18 protein-coding genes are annotated in these 17,958 nt (G+C 52.6%); all 18 read right to left on the bottom strand.

All coding sequences use genetic code 11. The features are described 5' to 3' along the window. Window positions 1-88 precede the first annotated feature (88 nt). Entirely contained in the window at window positions 89-1,240 is a 1,152-nt protein-coding gene (locus tag CODIS_RS15655; protein WP_069126886.1) for a hypothetical protein, read from the bottom strand. Window positions 1,241-1,331: 91 nt separating this feature from the next. Further along, window positions 1,332-1,793 carry a protein YgfX gene (locus CODIS_RS15650; RefSeq protein ID WP_069126885.1) on the bottom strand — a complete coding sequence of 154 codons (462 nt, stop codon included), beginning with the start codon at window positions 1,791-1,793 and terminating at the stop codon, window positions 1,332-1,334. A 344-nt stretch (window positions 1,794-2,137) separates the two neighbouring features. After that, a complete protein-coding gene (locus CODIS_RS15645) occupies window positions 2,138-2,719 on the bottom strand; it encodes an EF-hand domain-containing protein (RefSeq protein WP_069126884.1) in 582 nt (193 codons plus the stop codon). Window positions 2,720-3,021: 302 nt separating this feature from the next. Beyond that, on the bottom strand, window positions 3,022-4,512 hold the full coding sequence (locus CODIS_RS15640) for a DUF294 nucleotidyltransferase-like domain-containing protein (RefSeq protein WP_069126883.1): 1,491 nt from the start codon (window positions 4,510-4,512) through the stop codon (window positions 3,022-3,024). A gap of 14 nt (window positions 4,513-4,526) precedes the next feature. Further along, window positions 4,527-4,901: a response regulator transcription factor gene (locus CODIS_RS15635; RefSeq protein WP_069126882.1), complete on the bottom strand. Its 375-nt coding sequence runs from the start codon at window positions 4,899-4,901 to the stop codon at window positions 4,527-4,529. Window positions 4,902-4,916: 15 nt separating this feature from the next. Beyond that, on the bottom strand, window positions 4,917-7,643 hold the full coding sequence (locus CODIS_RS15630) for a sensor histidine kinase (protein ID WP_069126881.1): 2,727 nt from the start codon (window positions 7,641-7,643) through the stop codon (window positions 4,917-4,919). Window positions 7,644-7,654: 11 nt separating this feature from the next. Further along, window positions 7,655-7,855 carry a hypothetical protein gene (locus CODIS_RS15625; RefSeq protein ID WP_069126880.1) on the bottom strand — a complete coding sequence of 67 codons (201 nt, stop codon included), beginning with the start codon at window positions 7,853-7,855 and terminating at the stop codon, window positions 7,655-7,657. Between the two features lie 310 nt (window positions 7,856-8,165). Then, window positions 8,166-9,506 (bottom strand): sensor histidine kinase, encoded by a 1,341-nt coding sequence (locus tag CODIS_RS15620; RefSeq protein ID WP_069126879.1) that lies wholly within the window; start codon window positions 9,504-9,506, stop codon window positions 8,166-8,168. After that, window positions 9,487-10,155 carry a response regulator transcription factor gene (locus CODIS_RS15615; RefSeq protein ID WP_069126878.1) on the bottom strand — a complete coding sequence of 223 codons (669 nt, stop codon included), beginning with the start codon at window positions 10,153-10,155 and terminating at the stop codon, window positions 9,487-9,489. The genes CODIS_RS15620 and CODIS_RS15615 overlap by 20 nt, the downstream gene beginning before the upstream one ends. A gap of 2 nt (window positions 10,156-10,157) precedes the next feature. Further along, window positions 10,158-10,463 carry a PepSY domain-containing protein gene (locus CODIS_RS15610; RefSeq protein ID WP_069126877.1) on the bottom strand — a complete coding sequence of 102 codons (306 nt, stop codon included), beginning with the start codon at window positions 10,461-10,463 and terminating at the stop codon, window positions 10,158-10,160. A 71-nt stretch (window positions 10,464-10,534) separates the two neighbouring features. Further along, on the bottom strand, window positions 10,535-11,134 hold the full coding sequence (locus CODIS_RS15605) for a diheme cytochrome c (protein WP_235615248.1): 600 nt from the start codon (window positions 11,132-11,134) through the stop codon (window positions 10,535-10,537). 11 nt (window positions 11,135-11,145) lie between these two features. Continuing rightward, window positions 11,146-11,538: a DUF1924 domain-containing protein gene (locus CODIS_RS15600; protein WP_069126876.1), complete on the bottom strand. Its 393-nt coding sequence runs from the start codon at window positions 11,536-11,538 to the stop codon at window positions 11,146-11,148. 53 nt (window positions 11,539-11,591) lie between these two features. Continuing rightward, on the bottom strand, window positions 11,592-12,155 hold the full coding sequence (locus tag CODIS_RS15595; RefSeq protein WP_069126909.1) for a cytochrome b/b6 domain-containing protein: 564 nt from the start codon (window positions 12,153-12,155) through the stop codon (window positions 11,592-11,594). 440 nt (window positions 12,156-12,595) lie between these two features. After that, on the bottom strand, window positions 12,596-14,317 hold the full coding sequence (locus tag CODIS_RS15590) for a nickel-dependent hydrogenase large subunit (protein WP_069126875.1): 1,722 nt from the start codon (window positions 14,315-14,317) through the stop codon (window positions 12,596-12,598). 65 nt (window positions 14,318-14,382) lie between these two features. Continuing rightward, a complete protein-coding gene (locus tag CODIS_RS15585) occupies window positions 14,383-15,648 on the bottom strand; it encodes a (Fe-S)-binding protein (protein WP_069126874.1) in 1,266 nt (421 codons plus the stop codon). Then, window positions 15,645-16,307: a hypothetical protein gene (locus tag CODIS_RS15580; RefSeq protein WP_069126873.1), complete on the bottom strand. Its 663-nt coding sequence runs from the start codon at window positions 16,305-16,307 to the stop codon at window positions 15,645-15,647. Before CODIS_RS15580 ends, CODIS_RS15585 begins: the two co-directional genes overlap by 4 nt. Continuing rightward, window positions 16,304-17,410, bottom strand: a complete 1,107-nt coding sequence (locus CODIS_RS15575; RefSeq protein WP_069126872.1) for a hydrogenase small subunit — start codon at window positions 17,408-17,410, stop codon at window positions 16,304-16,306. Before CODIS_RS15575 ends, CODIS_RS15580 begins: the two co-directional genes overlap by 4 nt. Before the next feature lie 24 nt (window positions 17,411-17,434). Further along, window positions 17,435-17,866, bottom strand: coding sequence for a hydrogenase expression/formation C-terminal domain-containing protein (locus CODIS_RS20580; protein WP_083220813.1), 432 nt, complete (start codon window positions 17,864-17,866; stop codon window positions 17,435-17,437). Window positions 17,867-17,958 lie beyond the last annotated feature (92 nt).

Below are 17,958 nucleotides of genomic sequence, written 5' to 3'. Positions count from 1 at the left end.
AAAGCGATATGAATTGATGGGTTGAACCCGACAGTACTCGAATTATATTTAATCCGGTATTACGGCGTCAGCTGTTTTCATTTCTCCTTCAACCCACTAAATACCTGTCCAACCCCTTCACCTCACTATTCCGCAACAGATAACTGCTTCGGTTGCTGCGTCGCGCCCGTTTCCCATCCAGGGTAACCGAGACCGGTTGCCGATCGAGGATGCATAAACGGCGACTCAGACAGTCGGCGCGCCAACGGGGGCTGGCCTTCTTGGCACGCTCCTCCACGGCAATCCGGGTCAGGGCGAACTCATCCTCTGGCTGCTCCGCGGCGACGCGTCGTTTGATGGCGGTATGGGCCTTTTTGAGACTACCCTGTTGCACACCCATGTCGTAAAGCGCCGCGAGACAGCGCAGATTGCTGATTTCGACCGGTGAGACTCCATGCAGAAAGGCGAGTGCGGACATCAGCAGTTTACCGTATTTGTCATAGGCGTAGCGCAACATCACCTGACGGAAAAGCGGCTCTCTGCCAACCGCCTGCAAATAACCCCTCCAGGGTTGTGCAAATCTATGTTTAGCTGAACCCAAGCTCAGGCCATCCGCCCAGGCTACCGCCTTTTTTCTGGAGCCATCGAGCACCTTCCAGAACGCCAGGTAGTCTTCCGGATCGTCAAAACAACGCCGCAGTCGGGATTCATCCTCACCACGGAAATACCTGAACAGCTCCTGCAGGGTACCTGTTTTGAGATTGCATTGAATCGGTCCAAAGGAGAGGCCGGCTTTATCGAAATTGCCTGTCACCTGCTGGTAAGGATCGCCGCTGGTCTCGAAGGCCGCGGTCACTTTCACCCCGCAGTCGAAGGCAAGCTTGGGCGAGATCCGTGGTAGCAATGAGGGATCGTGCATCTCAACATAGAGCTGGCCGTTATCGGCCACACAACGACTGAAGTAGCCCTGCCGGAGCAGTTTCATCGCCTCTTTTTGCAGTCGCTCGGTATCCTCTGCCGCTATCACCACGTACAATCCATCGTCGGACGGTTTTTCCAACGCGGCAGGCCGTCGAGGGTCGATTTCGATGGAGGCCGCGAGGTTGTCTCGTAAAACCTGCAGGCCGGCTACAAGTTCCCTGTGTACCCGGACCTTCCCGTTTGATCTATACAACTCCTTGAGACGGAAGTTGGGTGTTACACGGGCATCGGGATGACCTCCGATGATGAAGTCACTCTCAATTTGAACGTTCCCGGCCATAGTTTCTCCTTTTATAGCAATACCCAATCGCAGCCGGTGCTCACACTATGGCAGCTATGCTGACTCACTCAAGCGGGGTACCGAACTTGATCTAGCGTTTTATGATTCGACCACTCTGACTTATCTCACCGAATCTTAGCAAAACACGCAGCTGACGCATCTGTTCTTCGCTGACGGCATCAGGCGCCAAAACCAGCGAACGGGGCGGCCATCCCTTGTCGAGGTCGAAACGTAACACAACCAACCAAGGTATAACGAGGCTGTCCCGGCGAATCCTAGCCCGCAGATTTCTGCCATCCTGCATGACAATTCTCGCCCTGCCGTAAGGCGTGATGGTCACCTTGCCAATCTGTCCGTCAACTCCCTTCCCGCCCTGCCGGAAAGAGAAATAGCCATACAGAGCCAATGCCGTCAATAGAGACACTTTAGGCCACAGCATTATGGGTGCAAAGAGGGTTGTCAATAATGCCAACAGATGGATGGCTACACGCCAGGCATGGAGTAGCCGGGATGGCTTTGGTTGCAGTGTGATGGATTGAATCGTCCCTGACACAATCTACGCCTCCTTGCGTTACTAGACTGGCTGCCAAGTCTATCATGAAAGCGTAAATATCCCCTTCATCATTTCGAGTGGCTTGATTGTTTAAAATGCCAGTCAACAAACAGAGAAACATTAGTCAGGCCGCTAATGAACACCAATAACCGCAAGTAGCCCGCTATTTAAAACTCACAACCACAATGCCACGTTTAATGCCCATCCATTTGTGAAGATTTGCGTTGATTGGCGTGCATTTGCGGCTTGGCTTTATATCAGCTTGTTACCCACTCCCGCAAATGACCTGACCCACCTACCCATTAGAGCGTTTGGGCCGGAGGTGACTGTATTTACATGTTGATTCAGCGAATACGTTGCTGTCGATGGGTGATCTGAGCGGCTCGAAACTCATCCGGGGTTACTTCGCCATTGCTATCCCTATCGATAGAAGCAAATGTGGGCGCATTCACCAGGTTCCTCATCAGGTAGCCCTGGCTGACCCTCTCGCTAATCCGTTTAGCCCTGGCCTGTTCGAATTCATCCTGTTTTAGAACACCATCTCCATTGATATCGAAATCGCCGAACATCGGCATGTCACGGCCTCTCATGCCCTTCCCGTCCATTCCACTGCCTCCTTTCATTAATCGGTTCGCGTGTTGGCCGGCAAGCAGTTCCTTTTCGTTAATTCTGCCGTCATCATTGCTGTCGAAATTTTGGAACACCGGATTCGCTGTCCTGCCCATGGGATAACCTCGTTGTGCCCTCAAGGCTCTCCGCTCGGCATGGGTGGTTGCAAACTCCTGTTGACTGATGAAACCGTTACCATCCCTATCGAAGACCGAAAATGGGATCGGGCCTGTGGCCGTCAGCTGAGTTTGCGCAAGTGGAAATCCCGGCACAATCAGTAATACACTCATTACGATCGATCTGTTCAACTTCATCATGGCTGCTGTCCTACTTGATTCCGTGCAATGGCATCGCTCCTGACACCTTGCGCAAAATACTGGAGGGGGCTCCCTGCCTCCTTGCTACTTTCAGTGTAGGTGGGCAAGATTAATTCAGGCTGAAAATTGAACTGTGTTTTTATTACAAAAACAGGTGCAGCAACAAGCCCATTCCATCTATCACAAGGCCAAATTGAGCGGCAGGGCCGCTCTATCAGCTTTTTTCCTGGAAGACCTGCTACTACCACCCCCGAGTGCAAATGGTTCCAAGGAAAGCCGAAAAAAGGCGCTTCGCATCACGTTCATTGCTCGAACTCCTGACGCAATCGAAGCTGTAGCAGCTTCCCCTGCTTAAAGGCCTCTTTCAGCATCAGACGCTGGCTTGAACTTAGATCAGAGGGATTGACCCGGTTGATTTCATCATAATCCCCGCCAGCCAGTTGTCGCTGCATGCGTATCCGTTGAATCAGATCAAATGCTTCGATGGTGGCTGCCGTGTCGGCAGGCGATCGTTTCATGTCGTTTGTGGCCGCCCGCAGACGTTCCGCGGTATTCGTTGACCAGACACCATGCTTTAACGCCCAGATACGGGCTGCGTCGATAAAAGGTCGGGCACCCCGTTTCTTTAAATCGATGGTATGTGGATAACGATGGCCGCCATCATAGGAGAATCGGCCAAACCAACCCAATGCGGGTGCACAGGTCAGCGCTTCCGTCGCCATTGCGCGAAGGAACCGAGGATGTTCCGCTGGTCTTGGCAATAACCAGTTGTGCAGATCGTCGACCAGCTCGTCCTGGCCATAAAGCGGTCGGAAATCAAAAAAGATGGTGGCATTCAACAACGATTTTGGTTCCGGTGTTGAGAGCCAATGTTGAAACCTGTCACGCCACTCACTGACAGAGAGGCATAGCTTTGGATTGCCGGCCATAATATCACCACGACAGAGTGAAAAACCACAACGGTCGAGGGCCTTGTTTACAGCTTTCGCGAAGGGTACGAGGGCGTTGCGAATCTGTGGTGTGTCCTCTTCATTATCGGGCTGAAAAATCAGGCCATTGTCCTGATCCGCGGCAAAGGTCTGCTCGAGCCTGCCCTCCGAGCCGAATACCATCCAACACCAGGAGACAGGGGGCAGGTCGAATTCGTTGGCGATCAATTCAATGACACGCATACAGAGCAGGTCGTTCAAACCCGACATCCATTGGCAGAGAGCCTCCACACCCATGCCATTGACGAACAGCTCTTGCCCCCTCTGTCGAATCGCCTTTGCGGCATTGGCCATACTGTCCACGTTACCGGCATGTTGAACGGTGTTAATCAGGCCCTCTGCGCCGCCTTCCCGAAATCCCGGCAGATCGGAATGCGACAAAAGGTTGTATAGCCGGCCGTTGGACTGCAGCAGCACCAGATGACTCAATCGACTGCGTGTCAGGGCGACCCTGGCCCGGTGTGCCGGCGCATCCACCGGCAGGGAGATCGGCGCAGCCGTCATATAGGCGATCACTGGCTCACTCAAATCCGCGCGTTTAAGGGTGATCGCTTCGATAAGCTCCCGCAGTGTCACGATGCCGAGCGGCGCGTCAATCTGCTGAGCAACCACGCCTGCTTGAATGTCATCACGATTGAGTGTGAACAGAGCATCGCGTATGCTCGTTTCAGGTTGGATAATCAGGGGTTCATTCTGGGCCAACTCCCGTAAGGGTATATCGCCGATCCCTGCCGACATATGCGCGGATTTAAACTCCGCGAGCGGTTTAGGCGGCCTTGGTGGAGGTTGCTTAGCCGGCATCATAGCACGCTCTCCTTTCACTCCCGTGACTGTAGAAGCTGGTTAACCTTATCGACCAGATCATGGGTCGAAAAAGGCTTGGTAATATAGGCGTCCGCACCCAGGGATATCCCCTTTTTAATCTCCGCTTCCCGCCCTTTCGCGCTCAACATCAATATGGGCAATCCTGAAAGCGCAGGATCTGCACGTATCTCACGACACACCTCAAAGCCGTTTTTGCGTGGCATCATGACATCCAGGATCAACAGATCTGGGCGTGTATCTGCAATCATCTCAATTGCCACCTGGCCATCATTCGCCGTCATGACCTGATAGCCTTCCCGCTTCATCAGATACTCAACAGAGAGTACGATATTCGGTTCGTCATCCACGATCAGAATTGTCTTTGTCATTGGTTTCTCCGGATATCACGCCGCTTTCTTTTTTTTGGGGAGCGCAAAGGTAAAGATAGCACCATTCTCATTTGTGCTTTCAGCCCAGATAGTTCCTCCCAAGTGTTCGACAATCTTCTTGCTGATCGGCAACCCCAGTCCGGTACCTATCGGTTTATTGCTCGCGCTTCCCGCCTGACGGAATTTCTCGAAGATATTTGGCAGCTCCTCTGCGGCGATTCCGGGCCCATTGTCGGATACACTCACTTCATATCGATCCTGCTTTGATTGGAGACGAACAGTCACCTTTCCTGTCCGTTCGGGTACGAATTTATTCGCATTCGATAAAAGATTGAGCAGTACCTGCATCAGACGATCGCGGTCACCGGTCACGACACAGGTATGCTCGGGAAGCGTTCTGATCACACGGGTTCCGTGATCGGCAAACAACTGTTCTGTCGAGGAAATCGCCTCTTCGACAATTTCAAGCAAATCCACATCTTCCGCATTCCAGTCGGCACGTCCCGATTCAATCTTGGCCAGATCCAACACCTGATTGACAAGGCGGGACAGGCGCTTGGTCTCGTTCACTATGATGCCAAGAAAGCGCCGTCTTTCATCAAGCGCGATATCCGGATCATCGTTAAGGATCTCGGAAAAGGCACGAATCGAAGCAAGGGGCGTACGCAACTCGTGGGTCACGGAGGACATAAAATCATCCTTTAACCGATCGAGCTCCTGCAGGCGCTCATTGGCCTCCTTCAGCTCACGCGTGGCCCTTTCCAATTGACGGGATTTCTGCTCTAGCTCTTTGCTGTAGGCGCGTATCTGCGAAGCCTCGTCAAGAATATGCAGCACTTCATCCATACCCAGTGTCTCTTCCGTAGTCACCGAAGAGACCATCACCCGGGCGGATGCGCTGCCGATCGCCCCAGCCAGCAGGGTCTCCGCAAAATAAACCGTTTCTGCATCTGCAGGCAGCTGTTTGATGTCTGTCAGCTTTCTTCGCTTGGCAAAGGCCTGAAAAAGATGCCTGGCCCGTTCGTTTCCCAGGAAGCGTTCCGCAAGATGCAACAGCTCTTTTACTTCTGCGGTTCCCCGCCATAAGCCGACGCCCAGGAACTGCTGATTTTTCAGGGCATCGACAAACAGTGATGCCTGTGTGGCCTCATCGACCCTGGGGGTGCGCCAAAGTGAAAACAGGATATAGGCGCCGATATTGAAGGACATGCTCCAGAACAGGCAGTGAGTGATCTCATTCAGACCGGTCAGGCCGAACAGCGCTTGTGGCTTGAGCAGTTCGATGGCAAAAGGTCCATGCTCCAGCAGGCCTGCCGGTAGCCAGCCCGACTTGGCGAATGACGGTAACAGTAGCGTATAGACCCAGATAGCGAATCCGGACAATAGTCCGGCCAGGGCGCCACTGCGTGTACCGCCACGCCAGTAAAGACCGATAATCATGGCCGGTGCGAACTGGGCCACCGCGGAAAAGCTGATCAACCCGATACTCACCAATGCATAGGCTTCACCGGCAAGTCGAAAGTAAAGAAATCCCAACAGCAGAATCAGAATGATCGCCCCGCGTCGTATGCGCAGCAACAGTTTGCTCAGATCCGCATTCGGAGGTATCTGTTTCCAACGTTTCAACAGGAGAGGCATCACCAAATCGTTGCAGACCATGGTTGACAGGGCGATTGTCTCGACTATCACCATCCCGGTCGCGGCGGACATGCCGCCAAGGAAGGCAAGCAGGGTCAATGAGCCTTGGTGGTGCGCCATGGGCAGGGTCAACACAAACGTATCCGCATCCACATTCTCCCCGGCAAAGGTCAGTTGTCCCGCAAGTGCAATGGGTATCACAAATATATTGATTAGAAACAGATAGAGAGGAAACAACCAGACCGCACGTCTTAAATGTTGTTCACCGCTATTCTCAACCACGGCAACCTGGTACTGACGCGGCAGCATCATCACCGCCAGCGCAGACAGTAGCGTTAAGGCGAACCAATTCTCGTAACCGTTCATACCGTCGATAATCAGCGGATTGAGAATACCGGCATTTTCAGCCTTATCGAAAAGGTCGGTAAATCCATCATGCAGTTGATAGGTCACAAAGATGCCGACCGAGAGAAACGCCACCAGCTTGACAATCGATTCAAACGCGATAGCGGCCACCATCCCTTCATGACGCTCACTGGCGTCGAGATGTCGTGTACCGAATAAAATGGTAAAGGCCGCCAGTAAAAGCGCGACATAGAGCGTTGTGTCCTGTAACAGTGGAAGAGAGTCGGCGGGGTTCGGCATGCTGACATCGGGATAGGTCAGCAGAATGGTGAAACTGCGTGAAATTGCTTTCAGCTGCAGGGCGATATAGGGAACGATACCCAGTACGGCAATGACCGTCACCAAGCCGCCCAACAGGTGACTTTTTCCGTAACGTGAAGCGATGAAATCCGCGATGGAGGTGATGCGCTGACTCTTGCTCACACGCACCATCTTCAACAGCAAGGTCCCCCAGAGTGCGGCGATCAATGTGGGCCCGATGTAGATCGGCAAAAAACCGATACCCGTGGCCGCGGCCCTGCCGACACTGCCGTAAAAGGTCCATGCCGTACAATAGACAGCCAGGGAGAGTGCATAGATCGTGGCATTGGAGATCACCGAGCGCTTTTGATCCGCTCGCCTATCGGCCCAATAGGCGATCGCGAATAACAGGCCCAGGTAACCCAAAGAAGCGATAACGACGATAGTGGTAGTCAGCATGCTGCCTACCGTTAGTGTTTTCTACCCTCGACTGTCCACGCAGCCAACAAAATCAAGGCCAACCAGATGCCAAAGAGGTAGAGGTAGCTGATGGGAATGCCGGCCCACTCGGAGGCCTTGTCAAACAAGGTGAGTACAGGCGAAAAGAAGAGCAAAGATCCGAGCAGTGTCACACCGGCAAGTCTTTGTCGTGTTTGGGTTGATCGGTTCATACTCACCGTCCTTAGGGCCTGTTAACACTAATCCAATCGGCTCTGTTGTGTCTGAAAATGCGCCAATCGAGGCGCACCCCAAGGGCACTTCCTTCGGGGCGCAACCCGAAGGGCTGGGGCTGTTTTTCCACCCAGCAGCGTAATCATTCGCTCATTTAGCATGGCTAAACCTCGCTCATTCTGCCTTGCTGGGTAAAAAAACAGCTCCAGCAGAGTCGATTGGATTAGTGTTAACAGGCCCTAACGTACAAACATTACCCTCAGTATATGCCAGTTTCAACAATACAGCTGGTTGACGCACGCTATCCTGTTATAAACGGTTTAACACCACGCTGACTCTGAGCCCACGCATTTCCGGTGACCGGTCGAAGACCAACTCACCGTCATACAGACTGACCACATCGGACACGATCGCCAGACCCAGCCCCTGCCCCTCTCTGTTTTCATCCAGGCGACTACCGCGTGCTGTCAGTCTGGTGACATCCTCATCCGCCAGCCCCGCACCATCGTCTTCGACAACAATCCGCAAATGCTCTTTTCCGGAAATGGTGCAGCGAACCCTGCTTTTTGCCCATTTACATGCGTTGTCAAGCAAGTTACCCAATAATTCAAGAATATCCTCACGGTCTCCGTATGGTGATTGACCTCTTGCTGTGACGGCCTCTACAGACAGTTGTTTATCCCTATAGATCTGCTTTAAGACAGTCACCAAATCCATTAGATCGAGTTGTGGATCGAACCTTTGGCTTGTAGTGCCGCTGCCCGCAATGCGGGCGCGTTTGAGCTCTCTATCGATCAATAGCCTGACCCTCTCAACCTGCTGGCCGGCCAGCGTGCTGTCAATACGGTTTTCACTAGCTGTCGATTTGTCAAAGTAATGTGTCAGCAGGTTCATGGGGCCTTTCAATGCATGGGCGAGATTGCCCAGGGCATTTCGGGATCGTAGATTGCGTCTCGAAAGCAACTGCAACAGATGATTGATCTCCCTGACCAGGGGAAAGATCTCATCCGGAACGTCTTCACTGAGTGATTTCTCATCCCCTGTGGCCAGACTTTTGACCTCCTCCCGCAAGGGCTCTATACGACGGAAGGCCTGCCTGACAACCATACCCTGAACCAGCAAAAGCGTGACCAATCCCACCATTGCCAATATGGCAAAGTTGCGCAGAAAAAGATCCCGTTGCTGTTTTATCGGCATGAGGTCCTCCGCTACCGCCACAGTCAAATCCTGTCCCTGCTTTCTGAAGCCGGCAACATATACCAACAACTGTTGTTTATCCGGCCCAGGTATGTGGATACGCCTCTTTTCTCCTAGCTTCAATGTCGGCACCTGAAGTTTGAAGTCCCACAGTGAACGCGATGTAAGTTCAACGCCATCCTGCTGGTGAACGAGATAGTAGTGACCTGAATAGGGACGATGATAGATTTGGTTGATACGTGAAGGCCGGACCTTGAGATGTTGCTGCTTGATGATCATCGCACTCAGCAAAGCCTCACTGTCGTGCTCAAGTCTGGAGGCGATAAAATCCTCTGTGAGGGTTTCGATAGACCTGGCGCCGAGTAGCCATAATAACCCCATCAGCACGATGAGGGTGAGCGCCAACCCAAGGTGGAGACGGTGTTCGAGGGAGTTACTGCTCAATACCGACATAAATATAACCCTGTCCGCGACGGGTTTCGATCACCTGATTACCCAGCTTGTCACGTAAACGGCGAATATAGACTTCAATCAGATTGCTGTCTCGATCAAAGTCCTGTTCATAGACATGTTCCGTCAGCCGTGTTTTAGAGAGTATCTTGCCCTTGTTGAGGATAAAGCAGCGAAGCAGTCGAAATTCAGTGCCGGTAAGCTCAAGCCGTTGTTGATCGGGCAGTATGACCTGTTGTCTCTCCTCATCCAGTTCCAGGCCACCTGACTTCAGGCTGGCGCCGACCAGCTCGTGACTGCGGCGGATCAGCGCCTGCAAACGCACCACAAGCTCTTCGATATGAAACGGCTTGCCGAGATAGTCATCCGCGCCTGCCTTGAATCCCTCCACTCGCTCATGCCAGGCATCCCGCCCGGTGAGAATAATCACCGGTGTACGGTTATCCCGTGCCCGCCAGTTCTTCAACACGTCCAGACCGGAGCGGTTGGGCAGTCCAAGGTCCAGGACAATAAGATCATACGCCATGTTATCGCCCATGAACTCCGCTTCGATGCCTTCATGGGCGTGGTCGACGGCAAATCCCTGCCGCTCCAGGTCGTGCTTCAAAGAAGTCACAAGGAGATCATCATCTTCAACCAGCAACAAACGCAAGATCAATCCTCCAGTTCACGTTCCAGAATTTCACCCGTGGCAGCATCCACTTTGAATTCCCACACCGCTCCCTGCTCATCGAGAATCTCTATCTCGTAAATATAATCCCCCTCTTCACGTTCCAACTCCAGTTCAAGAATCCTGCCAGGCTGCACTGCCTGAATAGTCGGAAGCAGATCCTCGAAGGGCAATATAGTACTAGACTCAGTAAGCCGTCTCGCCTCCTCATAACCCTCATCTGCCAGTGACAGAGTGGAGACCACGAGGACCATCATGAGCAGTGTTTTAACAGTTGATTTATACAGCATGCTTACCATCTTGATAGATCAGAACAGGCTTGAGTGCCCGCAGTATAACTTCACCGGCAGTCGAAAACACACTAATCGTCCCAACGACCGATTCCCGGAATAATGATTTCGTGTTCGTTATAGGATCCCTGCAACGCCTTTTTATGACAGCTGTCGCAGTTACTGAAAGTGAGCTTTTCGCCACTTTTCTTATTCCTTACAGAATAAGGTATTTCATTGTGCTCATGCTTGAAAAAACCGGTTTCTGTAATTCGTTCCGGCACAGGCGAAGATCGCAATGACCACATTACCTTATTGGGTATCTCTCTGTTGACCTTGTCTGCCGCGTTCGAAATCAGGTAGCTCGATAGAGTTGCTTGATCCTCCGCCGATAGCTCTGCATTTTCGCCAAAGTGTTCATCCAGTTTTCCCATCATTGTCCGCCATGACGCTGCCGGAAGAAATACGGGCTGATAGGGAAAATGACAACTGCCGCACTCCTCTTGGTAGAGCTGGCTATATTGATTGTGGTTCGGTTTGTTTGCCGATTTAAACCAATTACGAAACAACTGTTCATCCCAGTCGTCGTCATCCTCTTCCGACCTGTCACGATCAGCCAAGACGAGTCCATTTCCCAGCATCGTCAATGCAAACAGTGAAGCAAGCAACATCCAGAATATTTTAGTCTTCATAATTTACCTCACTAATATTTTTGAAGATATAGCAGGAGATCACCTTTCTCCTGGGGTGTGCATATCCTTCCCCATGTCCATTTACAGTTGCGCTTGAACCATTTGTTGATTTTTTTCGGATCACTCAAGCGCTCCGGGATAGCAGATGGCGCCATCGGTTCAATTCGTTTACCCGTCTTAATATGCTTGCCTGCCTTGCTTGGGTCATCACCATGGCAATCACTGCATGACCTGGCTTTCCCGCTTTTTTTATCGATGACCGCGCGTGCCCAGGCATCACGTCCCTGTTCAGCGGAAAAAGGTCCGGCCCCGTTTGCCTGAAACGACTTGAACATGTTATCCAGGGTGTTCGCCTGCAGAGCAGCAGCACTTAAGAACAGTAATGAGAATAAGATCGATTTCATTAGTCATGTCTCCAACACATAAGCATCTTTCGAAAGCAGTTTTCTAAAACCGGTCATACACGTTTACTGCCGGTAATCATTGCACGCACCAGATTTTCCCGATGGAACATTGAACCGAATCCCACACCGATCAGATGTACCACTACGAGAAAAAGCGTGAAGTTGGCAAAGAACTCATGCACCTCTTCCAGGAATTCACTGCCATAAGCGGTGCCGGAAAAGAACATATCGGCCAACGGCCCCGCACCGGTGGCGCCGTATGCAAGTAAACCGGTCAACGTGGTTATCAGGAGTGTTGTCAGCAATGCGACGATCATCGCACCACCGGCAGGATTGTGCCCAAGGGTACGTTCGGCACGTAACTGAACGAGATCCCGCAGATAGCCGACAACAGTGGGTGGGGATTTGACAAAGTCGGTGAAGCGCGCGTAACGGGTGCCTAAAACACCCCATACCAGGCGAAACAGCAACAGCGCGGCGATCAGATAACCTGCATTGGCATGCAATCCCATCCACTCGTCCTCTGTCAGCCATGCAACTGCGAATGCACCCACCAGGCTCCAATGAAACAACCTGACCAGCGGGTCCCAGACTTTTATTTCATCTTGACCGTTCATCGTATCTCTCTCGAATCCATCGTGTTGAGGGAGAGCATGACAGAGGTAGATGAAACCAAGCTGAAAATCGGCTTTTCGGTTTGAGCGAACTGAACGGTGCGGTGCGGCAAGCCGCACCCTACACCTGAAAATCTGATAGTGAATATGGCCTGTTTGAAATAGAAAGCCGCGAATGAACGCGAATCACCGCAAATGATCGCCAATTGTTTATGAACCTCTATAAAAAAATTCAGAGGCTCCTTTTATATAGGTTTATGTTGTTCCCACGGAGCAGCATAGGTACTAGGGATGGTACAAAAAAACTAGCAACATATTTGCGTTTCTTCGCGGTGATTCGCGTTCATTTGCGGATATTCATTCAATCGGGTTGCAAACGACTAAAAAAGCCCCTGCCTATACAACAGACAGAGGCATAAACTTACAAGGGAAAAGTTGTATCTTTATTTCACCTTCACCTGCAACATCTCCTCACCGTCTTCATCCGACAGGTGGACCGCACAGGCAATACAGGGGTCGAAGCTGTGTATGGTCCTCAGAATCTCCACCGGTTGTTTTACATCAGCGAGCTGGTGGTTATCCTGCAACGCTGCCTCGTATGCGCCGGCCTGACCGGTACTGTCCCGTGGCCCGGCGTTCCAGGTGCTCGGCACCACCGCTTGATAGTTGGCAATCTTGCCATTCTCGATAACGATCCAGTGTCCCAGTGCGCCACGGGGTGCTTCCATGAATCCCACTCCCTTGCATTGATTCGGCCAGGTGGCGGGCTCCCACAGGGATTCGTTGAAGGTCTTGGTATCTCCCGCCTTGATATTGGCGATCAGCTGGTCGTACCAACCCTGCATCGCGTCCGCCAGGATCTTGGTTTCGAGGGTTCTGGCAGCGGTTCTGCCAAGGGTTGAGAAGAGTGCACGGGTCGGCAGTTCCAGCTTGCTCAGGGTCATGTTGACCAATTCCCGGGTCTGCTCATGTCCCTTGGCGTACAACATCAGGACGCGTGCCAACGGTCCCACTTCAACGGACTTGCCCTTCCATCGCGGCGCCTTCAACCAGGAGTAGGACTCCTCCACGTTCAGATGCTCATAGGGGGGTTCGGGGCCAGTATAGTTGAGTGATGTTTCGCCCTCATAAGGATGCAGACCCTGATCCTTACCCTTGCTGTAGTCGTACCATGAGTGTGCAATATGCTCCTGTATCTCTTCAGCATTGTTCAGATCCAATGGATGCACGGTTGAGATATCCCTGTCCAGGATGACGCCGCTTGGGAAGAAGAAACTGTCTGGCTCATCCATGGAAGTGGCGGGCAGGTCGCCGTAGCAGAGGAAGTTACCCAATCCCTCTCCCCGCTCGCCCCAATCCTTGTAGAAGCTCGCAACCGCCAGCGTATCGGGCACATAGACCTGGTCGGTAAATTCACGCATCTTGTTGATGACGTTTTGTACCTGAGAGAGTTTCTTGCTGTTGATGGCCGAGTCGGAATTGAGATCGATGGCGGATGCCACACCACCCACCAGAAAGTTGGGATGGGGATTCTTGCCGCCGAAGATGGCATGCAGCTTGACAACGTCGCGCTGCCACTCAAGGGCCTCCAGATAGTGGGCAACCGCCATCAGATTCGCCGCCGGCGGCAGCTTGTAGACCTCGTGTCCCCAATAGGCCTTGGCGAAAATACCCAACTGCCCGGCATCGACAAATCCCTTCAGCTTCTTTTTTACATCCGAGAAATAGCCCGGAGACGCCTTCGGCCAATTGCTGATAGACTGGGCCAGCGCAGCAGTCTCGCCGGGGTCGGCGGAGAGTGCTGAAACCACGTCCACCCAATCCAGGGCATGCAGGTGATAGAAATGCATCACATGATCATGGATATACTGGGCGCCGATCATGAGATTACGTATCAGCTGTGCATTCGGCGGAATCGGATAGTTGAGGGCATCTTCAACCGCGCGTACCGAAGCGATTCCATGCACCAGGGTGCAGACACCGCATATACGCTGCGTAAAGGCCCAGGCATCCCGGGGATCCCGACCCTTGAGTATGATTTCGATGCCGCGAACCATGGTCCCCGATGAATAAGCACTGGCTATCTGATCACCATCCATCTGGGCCTCGATACGCAGATGACCTTCTATTCTGGTGATGGGGTCAACGACGATTCTGTTACTCATTTCTCTCGTCTCCTGTCGATACGATTAGCCATGCTGCCAGGACTGTTTACAGCCCTTAGTGATACTCACTCTTCCTTTACCAGATGCTCAGCAAGCATCTCTGTCAAACCCACAACCGGAATCTCCATGCGGTACTCTTCGAGACCCTCCTCTATAATCAGTCTGCAATTCGCACAGGCCGTAACCAGGGTCTCCACATTCAGCTCATCGAGTTGCGTCTTCTTGCGTTTGAATACCTTAAGGCGCAATTCTTCCGCCCTCTCATTGGCACTCACGCCTCCACCTCCGCCACAACACCAGTTCATCTCTCTGGCATCCTGCATCTCGACAAATTCACTGGCGACCATCTTGAGAAGATTACGCGGTGGTTCCAATACACCACCCTTGCGGACGATCTGACACGGATCATGGAAGGTCAGTCGAGTCTCATCCATGCCTTCTGTCTTCAACCGACCGCTTTCACGCAGCTGGTCCAGCAGCTCCAGGATGTGCACAACCTTGAACTTGTAAGCTCTGCCAATGAGGTTTGGACCCTCCCAGCGAATTGCGGTATAGGCATGCCCGCACTCAGGGCTGATGACATATTTGACCTTCAGTTTCTCGGCCGCGACCACGACCCGATCGACAAGCACTCGGGCGATATCCGAGGAGCCGATCTGAATACCCGAGTTAGTCGCCTCGAAGGCTTCGGAACTGATCGTCCAGGTCACACCCGCCTGTTTGAAGATGCGGGACAAGGCTTCCAGATATTCTGGGAAGTTCATGATCTCCATGGAGGAAAGCAACGCCATATAGTCGACGCCCTCCACATCCACCGGAATCTTCAATCCGGTATCGGCCTCCACATGTTTGATCTGCGCCGCCAATGCGTGGAACTTAACTCCCATCGGGCTGCCGATTGTCACCGCTCTGCGGCTGGCGCCTTTCATGCCTTCCGGCGAGTAACCCGCAGCAACGAATCCCTCTCTGGCATGCCGGATCATGTAACTGACATCGTTGCCTACCGGGCAGACCATGGAGCAGCGTCCGCACAGGGTGCAGGCATCGTAGATCAGAGGCTCCCACTGCTGCAGGAGTTCGTCGGTAACCGGTTCGCTCAAACCGAGCATCGATTTCAATTTACCCCAAAGGGTAAACTCCTGCTCCCATACACGACGCAGTGGTTCCAGTTTGTTGATAGGTGTGTATTTCGGGTCGCCTGTCTCGGTATAGAAGAGGCAGGCCTCGGCACACATACCGCAATTCACGCAACTGGAGAAAAAGGAAGCAATCGGTGCGTTCACCTGTTCACGAAAGACATTCATGCCTCGTTCAAGGGTTGCTTCGCTCATGACTGAACTCCTCTGCGACCTGCCATGGCCCCGTTATACCAACGGGCGATAAAGAATGTGAAAGCATGCATCAGCTTGGTAAAGGGAAATACCACCATTAGGATTTCCACACTGAGAATGTGCAGACCCAGCACCAGCGGATAGGGATCGACCATCCGATGGTAGGCCAGATAACCCGTGATCATGGGCAGAATCGTTACCAACCAGGTCAGATAATCTTCCGGACCACTAAGGTAACGCTTCACCGGATGGCTCAGACGGCTGAACAACATCGCCACCAGAGTGACAATGGTTACCGCGGCGACGGCATCAACCAGATTGCTGGCAATACCTGGCCAGCTGAGACCGGTGGTGGCATGGATCAGCTCAATATGTGGAATGAACAGAAAAAGGCTGATGAAAAAACCGATATGCCAGATATAACCACCAACCACCGTGAACGGTGAACGCCTGAAAGAACCCTTTTCCGGCAAGGTTCTTGTAATCACAGTTCGCAGGCCGGACCCCAGTTCCGCCCCTCTGGGCTCTGAGTAGTCGGGCTTGCGACCCAATATCAATACCTCGAGCAACCGGATCAGAATACCGATCAACAGCACCACCAGTGCGATATCAAAACCCGGCCCTCTAACCCATAGAAGAAATTCAACTGGTGTGTTCATGATCTCTTATCCAAGTCATCGATAGTTACTGTTTCATGCTCGGAAGCAGCCTTGGCCTGCTTGCTGCGATTGAGCGCTCCGGCTGCCGCGCCAATGGCAACGCCCGCACCCACTACATAGGCAGCCTGCCGGATCACATCACTGTCTGGAATCGACAACGCATTGTAGAAGCCACCGGCATCCCAGAAATTGGGTTCAGAGCAACCCAGACAGCCATGTCCCGATTCCACCGGCCAGCTTGCGCCCTGATTCCACTTGGCGGTTGCACATGCGTTATAGGTCATCGGACCCTTGCACCCGAGGCGATAGAGACACCACCCCTTGCGCGCTCCCTCGTCATCGAAGGTTTCGGCAAACAGGCCTTTGTCATAGAAAGGCCGCCGATAACAACGGTCGTGGATGCTCTTACCGAAAAAGACCTTTGGTCTGCCCAGGCTGTCGAGCTCCGGCAGAGATCCGAACGTTAGGAAATGTGCCAATACGCCTGTAATCACGGTCGGAATGGGTGGGCAACCCGATACATTGACGACCGGCTTATCCTTCACGATATCTGAGACTGAAACCGCACCGGTCGGATTGGGTTTGGCCTGGGGTAAGCCCCCGAACGCCGCGCAGGTACCGACCGCCACAACCGCGGCGGCACCGGCGACCGTCTCTTCCAATATCTGCAGATTGCTGATCCCTGCGATTGTGGAAAAGCCCGGATTCGCCAGTGGGATGGAACCATCCACGACTACGATATAGTTACCTTCGTTTTCGTGCATCGCCGCTTCACGCGCCGCCTCTGCCGCGTCTCCGGATGCCACTTGCAAGGTATGGTGATAATCGAGAGAGATATGATCGAAAATCAGATTCTCCACAGTGGGTGAATGACTGCGGGTCAGGGATTCAGTACAGCCGGTACATTCCTGAAACGAGAGCCATATGACCGAGGGCCTCTTCGCTTTATCGAGAGAAGCGGCAATCGCAGGCACCATTGCCGGAGGCAATGCCATCATCGATGCCGTGACACTGCAGAATTTCAGAAAACCCCGTCTGGAGACGCCGCTTTCCCGCAGGCTCTCCCCAAGTGTTTTAGTGATGGGTTTGAGTTCTTCAGCCATTACTACTCCTCCCGCAAACGACAATCATGCGGAACTATCTGGGTTTAGCTGTTGTTCGAGCCTGATAATCGCATCCGAGATGTCCTCGGGTTGAGACTTAACGATCTCCGGTACACGATTTATTTCTAATGAGAGGGCAACGCGCTCACCTGCGGCGTTGTAATGATCGATCAGCCAGACACCGGGATAAAGGGTCTCGCATATACGGCTTTTACCCAAGGATTGAAGCTCGATAGAAACCTCACCGCACCCGAGATGGTGCAGCAGCTCTTCCTCATCGCCTGGGCCGAAAGGTATGGACTTAAGATCAATAGTAGCCGCCACGCCTCGCTCCTTGAGTTGTTTCAGCGAGTGCAATACTTCATGCATGACAGGGGTAGCATTCGAGTGATTGACGGGTGGGTTAGCGCTGTCCTTTCCCTCTACCCGTACAGCGATGTCTTGCAGTTTCTGCATGAGTCACATCAGCCCAATGTCACAATGAATTTCCGGTTTATATAAAGAATATCACTAAATACTGATACATGAGCTGATCTGGATCATAATTG

It is taken from the genome of Candidatus Thiodiazotropha endolucinida (genome assembly GCF_001715975.1).
GTDB classification, from domain to species: domain Bacteria; phylum Pseudomonadota; class Gammaproteobacteria; order Chromatiales; family Chromatiaceae; genus Thiodiazotropha; species Thiodiazotropha endolucinida.
The sequence above is the reverse complement of the archived record's forward strand: the minus strand, read 5'-3'. Positions and strand labels throughout refer to the sequence as shown.